11 protein-coding genes are annotated in these 12,315 nt (G+C 59.1%); all 11 read right to left on the bottom strand.

The window, feature by feature from the left end:
• Positions 1-46: 46 nt before the first annotated feature.
• On the bottom strand, positions 47-811 hold the full coding sequence (locus tag ACSEXS_RS07360) for a DUF3388 domain-containing protein (protein ID WP_438432513.1): 765 nt from the start codon (positions 809-811) through the stop codon (positions 47-49).
• Positions 812-982: 171 nt separating this feature from the next.
• Entirely contained in the window at positions 983-1,234 is a 252-nt protein-coding gene (locus ACSEXS_RS07355; protein ID WP_438432512.1) for a DUF3243 domain-containing protein, read from the bottom strand.
• A gap of 95 nt (positions 1,235-1,329) precedes the next feature.
• Positions 1,330-2,082 carry an elongation factor P 5-aminopentanone reductase gene (ymfI, locus tag ACSEXS_RS07350; protein WP_438432511.1) on the bottom strand — a complete coding sequence of 251 codons (753 nt, stop codon included), beginning with the start codon at positions 2,080-2,082 and terminating at the stop codon, positions 1,330-1,332.
• Positions 2,079-3,365, bottom strand: coding sequence for an EF-P 5-aminopentanol modification-associated protein YfmH (gene yfmH / locus ACSEXS_RS07345; protein WP_438432510.1), 1,287 nt, complete (start codon positions 3,363-3,365; stop codon positions 2,079-2,081). The genes ymfI and yfmH overlap by 4 nt, the downstream gene beginning before the upstream one ends.
• Before the next feature lie 4 nt (positions 3,366-3,369).
• Positions 3,370-4,653 (bottom strand): EF-P 5-aminopentanol modification-associated protein YfmF, encoded by a 1,284-nt coding sequence (gene yfmF, locus ACSEXS_RS07340; protein ID WP_438432509.1) that lies wholly within the window; start codon positions 4,651-4,653, stop codon positions 3,370-3,372.
• 127 nt (positions 4,654-4,780) lie between these two features.
• Positions 4,781-5,554, bottom strand: a complete 774-nt coding sequence (gene sleB, locus ACSEXS_RS07335) for a spore cortex-lytic enzyme (RefSeq protein WP_438432508.1) — start codon at positions 5,552-5,554, stop codon at positions 4,781-4,783.
• A gap of 141 nt (positions 5,555-5,695) precedes the next feature.
• Positions 5,696-8,206 (bottom strand): FtsK/SpoIIIE family DNA translocase, encoded by a 2,511-nt coding sequence (locus tag ACSEXS_RS07330; RefSeq protein WP_438432507.1) that lies wholly within the window; start codon positions 8,204-8,206, stop codon positions 5,696-5,698.
• 74 nt (positions 8,207-8,280) lie between these two features.
• Entirely contained in the window at positions 8,281-8,511 is a 231-nt protein-coding gene (locus tag ACSEXS_RS07325) for a YlzJ-like family protein (RefSeq protein WP_438432506.1), read from the bottom strand.
• Positions 8,508-9,245 (bottom strand): ClpP family protease, encoded by a 738-nt coding sequence (locus ACSEXS_RS07320; RefSeq protein WP_438432505.1) that lies wholly within the window; start codon positions 9,243-9,245, stop codon positions 8,508-8,510. Before ACSEXS_RS07320 ends, ACSEXS_RS07325 begins: the two co-directional genes overlap by 4 nt.
• A gap of 149 nt (positions 9,246-9,394) precedes the next feature.
• Positions 9,395-11,071: a ribonuclease J gene (locus tag ACSEXS_RS07315; RefSeq protein ID WP_438432504.1), complete on the bottom strand. Its 1,677-nt coding sequence runs from the start codon at positions 11,069-11,071 to the stop codon at positions 9,395-9,397.
• Between the two features lie 287 nt (positions 11,072-11,358).
• Positions 11,359-12,252 (bottom strand): 4-hydroxy-tetrahydrodipicolinate synthase, encoded by an 894-nt coding sequence (gene dapA / locus ACSEXS_RS07310; RefSeq protein WP_438432503.1) that lies wholly within the window; start codon positions 12,250-12,252, stop codon positions 11,359-11,361.
• Positions 12,253-12,315 lie beyond the last annotated feature (63 nt).

Raw genomic sequence — 12,315 nt, 5'->3', positions numbered from 1 at the left:
GGATTAGTCCTCTTCTAAAGTAGACGGCTTAAGCCGCCGAAAGGATTCAAAAGCCTTCGTATTGATCGGCAAACGCATCGTAGGAGATGACTTCGTCCACCGTATTGCGCAATTCGATGATATAGTCAAAATCGCTGTAATCATACTCGGATTCGCGGACGAAGATATCCGGATGCTCGATCACCTTGGTGGAAGGAGCCTTCATGATATCCTGCAAAAGGCTGAAATGCTTCTCGTTGGAGCGGATGGTCGAAACGATTCCGTCGATGATAAACACATTGCCCGGGTTCATCTCGTCATCGGACAGCTGGCTTCGAACCGTCTGGCGAAGCAGAGTTGAGGAGACGAAGGTCCAGCGCTTGTTGGCGCAGACGCTGCCGGCGATAATCGATTCGGTCTTGCCCACGCGGGGCATTCCGCGAAGCCCGATGACCTGATTGCCTTCCCGCTTGAAGATTTCCCCGAGGAAGTCCACGAGCAGGCCAAGCTCATCCCGGGTGAACCGGAAGGTCTTGCGGTCGTCGGAATCGCGTTCTATGTAGCGGCCATGACGAACGGCCAGGATATCCACCAGCTTGGTCGCCCGGAGGGCGTTGATGGTGATATTGTCCACCTTTTGCAGGAGCCGCCCGAGCAGCTCGATCTTCTCATCGTCGTTGGTTTGGAGCAGCATGCCCCGCGTACGGTCTTCCACCCCGTTGATGGTGATGATGTTGATTTCCAGCATCCCCATGAGCGAAGCGATGTCGCCCAAGAGGCCCGGACGGTTCTTATGAATTTTGTATTCCATGTACCACTGCTTCATTTCCACAAAAAAACACCCGTTCCTGAAGAGAAATGGTTTCGTTCATTATTCTACAGGATAAGACACCAAGCTTCAATAGCACGGGGCGGGAACTCTCGCTTTCCCCAGAAGCGGCGAAGACCTCCCGGTCTTGCCTGGGAGGTCTTGCGCCGTCGGGAACCACTTGCGAACCGGTGATCAGGCGTTCTTGGCCAGCTTGAACATGACGCAGGCGATGCTCTTGCGTTCCTGCTCGTCCGCTGCGTCCCACATCTGCTTCAAGAGCCGTTCTTCCTGATTTTCCGGATCGATTTTGTCCGACAGGTAATTGCCGATCTGCGTAGCGAGCGAGATGATCGTCTGGTCGTTCATGCCGACCCGTTCCGCTTCTTCCACGCGGTCGCCCAAAAAGCTCTTCCATTTGTCGAAGGATTTGAGTACCGTTGCCATCGATGGACAGCTCCTCTCGGTTAGGATGAAAGCAATCCTTAGGATTCCCCGGAGGGGCAGGCTTATGCGGGAATGAACCGGATACTCGGCGGGCTTCAGGTCACCCAGCCGCCGCTTGCGCTGACGATCTGGCCGGTGATGTACCCCGATTCGGGAAGCGACAGGTAATAAACCAGCGATGCGATCTCGTCCGGACGGGCAAACCGGCCGGCCGGAATCTCCTGCTCGATCGCCTGCTTTTCCGCATCGCTGAAGCCCTTCATCATTTCGGTATCCACCGGACCGGGCGCAACGGCATTCACGGTAACGCCGGAGGGAGCCAGCTCCTTGGCCAGCGCCTTGGTGAACGCGTTCAGTCCGCCCTTGGCGGCGGAATAGGCGACCTCGCAGGAGGCTCCGGTGAGGCCCCAGATGGAGGACACGTTGATGATCCGCCCATACTTCTGGCGGACCATCTCCTCCATGAACAACTGGGTGGTCAGGAACGAGCCCCTCAGGTTGATGTCCAGCACGCGGTCCCACTCGTCGTCCGTCAAGTCCGCCAGGAGGCCGTAATGGGAAACTCCGGCGTTGTTGACCAGAATATCCGGCGGCGCAAACCCGTGCGAGGCGATTTTGTCCTTCATTTGCCGGAGCTGGTCGCGGGACCGGATATCGCAGGATACCGTCAGAACCCGCGAACCCAGCTCCATGCAGCGGCGAGCCACTTCGTTGGCCGCTTCGTGCGATTGCAAATAATGAAGGATCAGGTTCAACCGGGCGGTGGCGAACCGCTCGGCGATCGCGGCGCCGATGCCGCGGCTTGCTCCCGTGATCAACACGGTCTGCTCGGGAAAAGCTTTGCTCATGCTTCCTCGCTTCTGACCGTGCAGACGGCAAGGCGACCCCAGTCGAAGTGCTCGCGCAGCAGGTCGTTGATCTCCGCAAGCGTCAGCGAATCGTAGAGCGGGAGCAGCTCGAACAAATTGCCGCCGCTGAAGCGGAACCGGGTGAATTCGTTCGCAATCGCCTCCGGCGAATTGAGCATCCGCAGATACGAGCCAATCCGCTTGCGGCGGGTGCGTTCGAAATCGGCCGCTTGAATGCCGGCCGCGATAAGCGGTTCGACCAATTCGCGGAAGCGGGCGAGCAGCCGGTCCGGATCGGGCGTATCGCCGCCGATGACGGAGAAGGCATAGTCCGGGGCGATGTTGTATTCATGCCCGAAGGAATCGGAGATGAGCCGCTCGTCGTAGAGCGTCTGATATACCGGCGTGCTCGGGCCGATGAGGGCGTCCAGCATCACCTTCGCCGCCAGCTCGCGGCGAACGAGCCGCTCTCCCTTCGGAACGCCGGCCGGTTCCTTGAAGCCGAAGTACATCTTCGGCAGCGAGACCGGCAAATACACGACGACGTTCTTCTCGCCGACTTCGGCGGGCTCTTCGGGTTGAAAGCGTTCGATCTCCCCTTGGGGGCCGAACGTTTTGGCGGCCTGGTTGTCGCGCACGAGCTGAAGCACCTTCTCGGGATCGACTCCGCCGACCACGAACAGGATCATGTTGCTCGGGTGATAGAAGGTGTGATAGCACTCGTACAGGGTTTCCTTGTCGATCCGGGATATGGATTCGACCGTTCCGGCAATGTCGATCCGAATGGGGTGATCGCGGTACATGGCGGCGATCAAGCCGAAATACGAGCGCCAATCCGGATTATCCTCGTACATTTTGATTTCCTGGCCGATGATCCCTTTTTCCTTTTCCACGTTCTGATCAGTGAAATACGGATGTTGGACGAAATCGACCAGGGTGAGCAGGTTCTCGTAGACGTGATCCGTGGCCGAGAACAGATAAGTCGTCCGTTCAAAGCCCGTAAAGGCGTTGGCGGAAGCCCCGTGGGAGGCGAAGGTGGCAAAAATATCGCCTTCGGGCTCTTCGAACATCTTGTGCTCGAGGAAATGGGCAATCCCGTCCGGCACTCGCATCTTTCGGCCGTCGTTCGTCCGAAACTGGTTGTCGATGGAGCCGAAGTCGGTTGTAAAGGTGGCAAAGGTCTTGCTGAAGCCGGGTTTGGGCAGCACATAAACCGTGAGTCCGTTCGGAAGCTCTTCCTTGTACAGCTTCTCCTGCAAGCGTTCAATCTCGATGACGTCCATCGGTTTATTCCCCCTCCCGGTTGCTCAGGAAATAAATGGTGTCCAGCTCCACGGTCTGCGCCACTTCCTGAATGGCCTCCGGCGTGCAGGTCCGGATATCCTCGGCGATCTGATCCACCGTCCGTTCTTTGCCCGACAGCACGGTATTGAAATCAAACGCGATCATTTCAAAAGCCGAGTCACCGATCTCTTGCAGGTGGTTGAGAATCATCGCTCTCGTCTGGTTCAGCTCGGTCTCGCTGTACTTGCCGGCCTTCATATCGTCAAGCTGCTGGCGAATGATCCGTACTGCCTTCTCGTAATTGCCGACTTCGATGCCCGACTGGATCGTGACGATCCCCTTATGTCCGTCGTAGCGGGATGCCGCGTAATAGGCGAGGCTCTCCTTTTCCCGGACATTGAGAAACAGCTTCGAGTGCGGATAGGCCCCAAGAATTCCGTTGTACATTAAGGCGGCGGTATAGCGGTCGTCCCCGTAGGAGATCCCGCTGCGCAAGCCCATGTTCAGCTTTCCTTGATTCACATCCAGCTTTTCGACGACCGTTCGGACCTGGTCCACCTGGGCCGGAGCAAAAGAGCTGTGGTAGGCGGGGGATGCGGTTCCATCCGGAAAATCAAAGGCTTCCTCCACCAGCGCCTTCGCTTCCTCGACGGTCGTGTTGCCGACGATATACAAATCGATCGGCGCACTCTTCAGCGTGTTCCGGTAATGAGCATAGAGTGACTCCGGGGTGATCGCGGGAATCGCGTCGAGGGTACCCAGCGGATGCAGCCGATACGGTTCGTTGCGGAACATTTCCGCCATGCATCGCTCGGCCGCATAGCGGGCTTTGTCGTTGATGATGGACTCCAGCTTCTTGCGCACCGTTTCCTTCTCGTCCTCTACGTATTTGGCCACGAAATGGCCGTCCTCGAGGGCGGGCTTGGTCACCGCTTCGCCGAGAAACTGCAAGCCTTGGCGCAGCAGCGATTCCTTCTCGCTTACATAATGGTCGTCGACGATATCGAGCTGGAATTGAACGAGCTGGTAATCTCCCCGTTTGTAAATGTCGAAGCCGAAGCCGGCTCCGTACAGATCCGCCTGTTTCTCCCGAAACAGCTGGGTGGTCGGATAGGACTGGGTTCCCCTTCGCAGAACGAACGGAGCCACCGCGTTCGGGGTAACATCCTCCTCGCTCAGAGGGCTTCCCATATACAGCGCCACGGCGAACGTCTTGAAACGATCGGTCGGCAGCACATGCAGCCGGACGTTCCCGACTGTGGTTCGGCGAAATCCAGGTTCCGTCAAATCCAAGCACTCTCCTTGTATAGATACTGGTCTATCCATTATATTCCTTGCGCAAGAAAAGAAGCAACCGAGCGGCCGCTTCTTTCCTCGCCTCCTTCCGGACTGAAGCCGGACGGGACGGCGTGCGTCATTTGCAGAAGATATGCTTGCCGATCTTCATGACCTGCGGACGGCTCCAGATCCACTTGGACGTGGCCGTCTCCGGGTTGAAGTAATACGTGCAGCCGTTGGTCGGATCGACCCCGTTGACCGCATCTTGAACGGCCCGTTTCGAGGTTTCGTTCGGCGTTAGCCAGATTTGGCCGTCGGCAACGGCTGTGAACGCCCCCGGCTGAAAAATGACTCCGGATACGCTGTTCGGAAAGTTCGCATCCCCGACCCGGTTAAGGATAACGGCCGCTACGGCGACCTGGCCTCGGTAAGGTTCGCCTCGGGATTCCCCGTAGACGGCGTTCGCCATGATCTTGAGGTCATTCTCGCTGATGCCCGGGTGCGAGCTCGCCGTGGAGTCGGTGTTTTCCGGAGCGGAGGAGGTTTCCTCTTTGTAAGCGCCGGTCGGCTTCCAGTTCTTGGTCGCTTCCCACAGCTTCAGCTTGGTCTTGCCGCCGACAATCCCGTCGACCTGAAGGCCAAATTCGCTCTGGAACCATTTGACCGACTTCAAGGTTCGCCAGCCGTAGATTCCGTCAAGCTTACCGGTGTAGAAGCCGAGGTAGCCAAGCCTTCCCTGCAGCTCATACACATCCGAGCCCGTCGCTCCATATCGGACGATCTGCTTGCTGAAGACTTCCTGTGCCGGCTGCATCGCCTGTCCCCCGGGGTGTTTGAGCTGAACGACGGCGAGCAAGACCAAAATCAGCGCCATGGAGAGGATGAGGTACCGGTATTTCTTCATGGTCATCGCATTCCCTTCCTTCCTGTTCGTGGTTCCTCTGTCTGCCTTAGTATTCAACCTCCGGGAATTTCTATTCCGCCGTCCTCTCCCCGCCCCATGCGAAAAAAGCCCTGCCGCATCGGCAGGGCTTTACGGGAACGCCGCCTCTTAAGAAGTGGCGCGCGCCTGTTGATTCTGTTGGAACTGTTCGATGGAGACCAGCACCTCGCGGGGCTTGCTGCCCTCGTAGGGGCCGACGACTCCCTTTGCCTCCATGGCATCGATCAGCCGGGCCGCGCGCGTGTATCCTACGCGCATGCGCCGCTGCAGGAGAGAGACGGAGGCCTGCTTGGCTTCGACGACGATCTGAACGGCTTGATCGTACAGCTCGTCGGCGAACACGTCTTCCTGTTCCGGAGTCTCGTCGAGCTGCGGAACAAGGTCTTCCTGGTATTGGGCTTTCTCCTGATGGCTGACGAAGGTGACGACGGCCTCCACCTCCTGGTCGGACAAGAATGCGCCTTGGACGCGAACCGGCTTGGAGGCCCCGACGGGCAGATAGAGCATATCGCCGCGGCCGAGCAGCTTCTCGGCTCCGGCCATGTCGAGGATGGTCCGCGAGTCGACTTGGGAAGAGACGCCGAAGGCGACGCGGGACGGAATGTTCGCCTTGATGACCCCGGTGATGACATCCACCGACGGCCGCTGGGTGGCGATAATCAGATGAATGCCGGCGGCGCGGGCCATCTGGGCCAGGCGGCAGATGGCATCCTCCACGTCTCCCGCCGCTACCATCATCAGATCGGCAAGCTCGTCGACGATGACGACGATGAGCGGCAGCGGCGCTTCCGGAGTCGGGTTGTTCGGATCGGTGACATGCGTGTTATAGCCTTCGATGTTGCGGGTCCCCGTCTTGGAGAACAGCTCGTAGCGCTTCTCCATCTCCACCACGATCTTCTTCAGGGCCAGCGAAGCCCGGCGAGGGTCGGTGACCACCGGAGCCAGCAGATGGGGAATGCCGTTGTAGACGTTCAGCTCGACCATCTTCGGGTCGACCATCAGGAACTTCACTTCATCCGGCTTCGCTTTGTACAGGATGCTGGTGATGATGCCGTTGATGCAGACGGATTTGCCCGAGCCGGTCGCCCCGGCGACCAGAAGGTGAGGCATCTTCGCCAGGTTCCCCACGATCGGTTGGCCGGATATATCCCGGCCGAGCACGACCGTCAGCTTGGCGGCGGCATCCTGGAAGAGCGGCGTCTCCATCACTTCTCGCAGGGTGACGATGGATACCTCGGAATTCGGCACCTCGATGCCGATGGCGGATTTGCCGGGAATGGGCGCTTCCATGCGGATGTCCTTCGCGGCGAGCGCCAGGGCGATGTCGTCGGTCAAGCTGACGATCCGGCTGACCTTGACCCCGACGTCCGGCTGCACTTCATACCGGGTAACCGCCGGACCGCGAACGACCTCCAATACCTTGGCCCGGACGCCGAAGCTCTCCAGCGTGGCTTCGAGCTTGCGGGCATTCGCCTTGTAATCGCTGAGCTCCGTGCCCTTTCCGGCGTTCGCCGGCCGGCTCAACAGGTTCATACCGGGCATCTGATAAGGCTTGGCGGGCGGCATCTGCTGCAGGTTGAGCATGACCTCGCCCGCGTCTTCGCCGGCGGATAATCCCTCCGGCTCCGCTTTTGCGGCTCCGCCGGGAGGTGCCGAAACCGCCGGCGGCGGAAACTCGTCCGGCTCCGAGGAGGCTTGCACATGGTCGAGAAAATCGCGGACCAGCGGCGTTTCCTCCGGAAAACCGCCGCTGTCCTCCTCCGGCGAATAGCCGGAGAGTTCCGGTTCACCCTCCCGGAGCGGCGTGATGTCCACCACCGTGCGCGCCTTTTGGCCCTTCTGCTTCAGCACCGGCAGCGGTACGGCTCCGGCGTTCTCCTCGTCGTCTTCTTCGTCAAACGGCGCGTCGTTTACCGATCCGCGCAGGTAAGCGGGCTTTCGGGTACCGCCCGTCTTCGGCTTCTTGCCGCCGCGCTTGGCGGGAAAGGCCAGCTTGCGGCCGATGCCGCGGCCCACCGCCCGGAAGAAGGCGCGGATGCGGCGTCCCACTTCGACGAAGGAGATGCCGGTCACCAGCATCACCGCCACCGCGAATAAGGCGACGGCGACGATGACCGTGCCTTCATAGCTGAACAGGTAATCGAGCGACGCATACAGCGCAGCCCCGATTACCCCTCCGCCCACCTGCCGGAACAGGATATCGTTCTCGGACGGATAGGAGCGGATGCCCTCGGTCAACGTATGCCACGTTTCGTTCCAGATGAACGAGGGCGTCACATCGCCCGGCGCGGGAACCAGCCTGCGGATCATCGCCATTTCCATGAGCAGGACAAAACCGGCCAAGAACAGCAAGAGGCCGGTCTTCTTCGGCGTCCATTTTCGCGGCCAGGCGCGGTTGATCATGACGTAAAAGGCGATATACATCACCGCCAGCGGAATAACCCAGTCCAAAACCCCAACCAAGAAGCGGGTGAGGATCGTCAGCGAACGGCCGACCGATCCCGCCCGAAACAGGGCGATCAGGGAAAATATCAGCATGCCGATTCCGTACAATTCATATTTCAGGACGGATTTGGCCCGGTTCTTGGCTCGTTTGCGCTTGCGTTGTGTCGCTGCCAATATTTTCACCTCCGACAGCCATTATAGCATATCGGACGGAGATTCAGATAGCTCGTCTCCCGCTTCCCCAGGGCTTATTCGCGTGCGTTCGTCGGACCGAAATGGATGATGGACCCGGGCGCGTAGAGGGGGTTCAAGTAATCGGACAGATTGCCGCTGTACAGCCGGATAATCTTGGCGCGGGCGGAGCCGAGGAACTCCACCTGCATGCCGATGCCGTCGATGACCACATCCTGGTAAGCGTACGAGGCCTCCTCCCATCCGGCCAGCACCAGCTCATGCGGAAGGATGGTATGCAGGGTCATTGCAGCGGCACCTCCGCCTGCTCCCTGGAATTGCGCCGCTCCCCGATGCGGCGGTTTAGTTCAGCGATCGCTTCTCCGATGCCGCCGACCTGGTTGATCAGCCCAAATCGGACGGCGTCGGGTCCGCCTACGGTCGCTCCGATATCCCGGGGGACCTCGCCGGTCTTAAACAGCAGCTCCTTGAGCTTCTCCTCGGAGATGCGGGAGTGGCCGACGATAAACCGGTTCACCCGGTCCTGCATCTTATCCAGATACTCGAACGTCTGCGGGACGCTGATGACGAGGCCGGTCATGCGGATCGGATGGATCGTCATCGTGGCAGACTCGGCGATGATCGAATAATCGGCCGATACGGCGATCGGTACGCCGATGCTGTGCCCGCCGCCGAGGACCAGCGTGACGGTGGGCTTGGACAGGCTGGCGATCATCTCCGCGATGGCAAGCCCCGCTTCGACGTCACCCCCGACCGTGTTCAGCACGATCAGGATACCTTCGATTCGGGGATTCTGTTCGGCCGCCACGAGCTGCGGGATGAGGTGCTCGTACTTGGTCGTTTTGTTTTGCGGAGGCAGGATCATATGCCCCTCCACCTGGCCGATCACGGACATGCAAAAGATGTTGCTCTCCACGGTGGGGACATTGATCTGGCCGAGCTGCTGAATGTTTTCCAGCGTCGGGCTGCGCCGGGGATCTTCCGGCTGTTCGGGAGGCGTTTGTTCGCTGCGAAATTCCACGGGATTCCCTCCTTGGGCAAAATGGCAATGTCTCTAGTATGCCCGGAGTTTTCCGTTCCGGCGTGAACCTCAAAAAAACTCCCCGGACGAGGGTCCGAGGAGTTAAGTCATACGGTAACGGTCAAGTGACTGACTGATGGGGTTCGGCTTCAGACTTCCATGATGATGGGAAGAATCATCGGCCTTCTGCGGGTTTGTTCATATAAAAAGCGTCCCAGGGCTTCTTTCACATGAGTTTTGAGGGAAGCCCATTCATTCACGTTCTCGCTCATCAATTTGTTCAGGGTGCTGGTGACGATCCGGCTGGATTCCTCCAGCAGCCCTTCCGACTCCCGCACGTACACAAAGCCGCGCGAGATGATGTCGGGTCCGGAGAGAATCGTTCCCTCCTGCTTGCTCAGGGTAACTACGACGACCAGGATGCCGTCCTGCGACAGGAGCTTCCGGTCGCGCAGCACGATATTCCCTACGTCGCCGATGCCCAGGCCGTCGATAAGGATGTTGCCGGCCTGCACTTTCCCGCTCTTGCGGGCAACGCCGTTCTGAATCTCCAGAATGTCGCCGTTGTCGGTCAGGAAGATATCCTCCGGAGCTATGCCGACGGATTCTCCCAGCTTCCCGTGCTGGCGAAGCATCCGGTATTCGCCGTGAATCGGCATGAAGTAACGGGGGCGCATCAGGTTAAGCATCAGCTTGAGCTCTTCCTGGCTGCCGTGGCCCGATACGTGGACGCCGGATACCGAACCGGGGCCATAGATGACATGAGCGCCCAGACGGAACAGCTCATCCACCGTCCGTCCGACGTACTTCTCGTTGCCGGGAATGGGCGTCGCCGAGATGACGACCGTGTCGCCCGGAAGGATTTCCACCTTGCGGTGCGTGTTGCGCGCCATCCGGGTGAGCGCCGACATCGGCTCCCCTTGGCTGCCGGTCGAAAGGATGACAACCCGGTCGGCGGCCATCTTGTTGATTTCCTCCGGCTCGATCAGCATGCCTTCCGGAATCCGCAGGTAGCCGAGCTCGGAAGCGATGCTCACGACGTTCACCATGCTGCGGCCGACTACCGTCACCTTGCGGCGGTTGATTTCGGCTGCGTCGATGACTTGTTGGATGCGATGGACGTTCGAAGCGAAGGTCGCTACGACGACGCGCTGCTTCGCCCGGCGGAAGACATCGACCAGCTCAGCGCCGACGCTCTTCTCCGAGCCCGTATAGCCGGGACGCTCCGCATTGGTGCTATCCGACAGCAACAGCAGGACGCCTTTCTTGCCGATTTCCGCCATGCGGTGCAAGTCGGCATACTGGCCGTTGACCGGAGTCTGGTCGAATTTGAAGTCCCCGGTATGAACCACGACGCCTTCCGGAGTTTCCACGACGATCCCGACCGAATCGGGAATGCTGTGGTTGGTCCGGAAGAAGCTGGCCTTCAAAGCGCCGAGGGTCAACTCGGAGCTCGGATCGATCAGAATGCGTTTCGTTTCTCCAAGGAGACCGGCTTCCTTCAGCTTTCCTTCCACCAGTCCCAGCGTCAGCTTGGTTCCGTAGACCGGAACATTCAACTGACGGAGCACGTAAGGAAGGCCGCCGATATGGTCTTCGTGTCCGTGGGTGAGCAGGATGCCGCGAACCTTGTCTTTATTCTCAATGAGATAAGAGATGTCCGGAATGACAATGTCTACCCCGAGCATGTCTTCTTCCGGAAATTTCAATCCCGAATCGACCACGACAATGTCGTTGCCGTATTGGATGCAATACATATTTTTACCGATCTCGCCCACGCCGCCCAGGGCAAAGACCTGAAGCTTGTCTGCGTTCTTTTTTGCCAAAACAGTTCCTCCTTCTTGAATTGGACGACGATTTTATATGCCAAACCGAATATGAACCCGCACCAGTCACTTGGTACCATTATACAGGATGGCAATCGGCAATTACAAGCGGGGCCCCGTTTCCCTTCTCCGGGAGTCCGTTTGGGCCTCGCTCTTGTCCCGTCATTTCGTCCATTTCCGTCGATGGGGTTAGTGTTGCCCGCGCCTGCCTTCCGCATGCCGCTGCCGGCAGTCCTACAAAAAAACCGGCGCCACGGGGCGCCGGCTGATAGTCATATTCTGGAAGGTCAGACGATTGCCCGTTCGGGGAACAGCCCGCGGATAAACCGGGCCTCCTCCTCCGTGCAAGGGACGAGCGGCAGCCGGACTCCGCCGACTTCGAAGCCGTGAAGCTGCAGGGCGCTCTTGACCGGAGCCGGACTGGCGACGCGGTGCGGGCAGAAGAACAAGCCTTTGAACACGGGATATAGCTCCCGGTGCAGAGCCGCAGCCCGGACGATATCCCCGGACAAGTAAGTATCGATCAGTTCCTTCATCCGGGCGCCGATGACATGGCTGGCGACGCTGACCACGCCGTGCGCACCGACCGACAAGTAGGGCAGCGTCAGAGCGTCTTCCCCGCAATACACCTTGAAGCCCGGCTTTGCCGCGAGCAGCAGCTGGGTGATGTGGTTCAGGTCTTCATGCGCTTCCTTGGTGGCGACGACGTTCGGCAGCTCCATGAGGCGCTCGACGGTGGAGAGCTCGACGTTGACCCCGCAGCGGCCCGGTATGTTGTAGAGCATGACCGGCAGGTCGGACGCCTCGGCTGCCGCTTTGAAGTGCGAATAAATTCCTTCCTGGCTGGGACGGATGTAATAAGGCGCAACCAACAGGATGCCGTCCGCTCCGGCCTTCTTCGCTTTGCGGGTCATTTCGATGCTGTGAGCGGTATCGTTGCTCCCCGTTCCGGCAATGACTTTGCAGCGTCCGGCGGCCAGCCGTACCGTCTCGCGGAACAGGCTTTCCTTCTCGTCATCGGTAAGCGTGCCCGATTCTCCGGTCGTGCCGCTGACGATCAGCGCTTCGCTTTTCTGTTCTACAATCAGGTACTCGACGAGCCGTTCCAACTGCTCCCAGTCGATCCGCAGCTCTTGATCAAAGGGAGTAACCATAGCGGTTATCAATCTTCCGAAATCCAAAGCAGCTCCTCCGTTCCTGTCTATATAGACTGAACTTGCCATTTTACGCCTGCACAGATGGAA

This window comes from Gorillibacterium terrae (assembly GCF_051594785.1).
In the GTDB taxonomy this organism is placed as follows: domain Bacteria; phylum Bacillota; class Bacilli; order Paenibacillales; family NBRC-103111; genus Gorillibacterium.
This window is presented reverse-complemented; position numbering and strand designations above follow the sequence as displayed.

What these genes read in the sequence shown, in the direction of transcription:
- sleB (WP_438432508.1), bottom strand. Translation starts at nt 5,554, where the DNA reads ATGACCATGAAGAAATACCGGTACCTCATCCTCTCCATGGCGCTGATT.
- ACSEXS_RS07355 (WP_438432512.1), bottom strand. Translation starts at nt 1,234, where the DNA reads ATGGCAACGGTACTCAAATCCTTCGACAAATGGAAGAGCTTTTTGGGC.
- yfmH (WP_438432510.1), bottom strand. Translation starts at nt 3,365, where the DNA reads ATGGACGTCATCGAGATTGAACGCTTGCAGGAGAAGCTGTACAAGGAA.
- ymfI (WP_438432511.1), bottom strand. Translation starts at nt 2,082, where the DNA reads ATGAGCAAAGCTTTTCCCGAGCAGACCGTGTTGATCACGGGAGCAAGC.
- ACSEXS_RS07325 (WP_438432506.1), bottom strand. Translation starts at nt 8,511, where the DNA reads ATGACCCTGCATACCATCCTTCCGCATGAGCTGGTGCTGGCCGGATGG.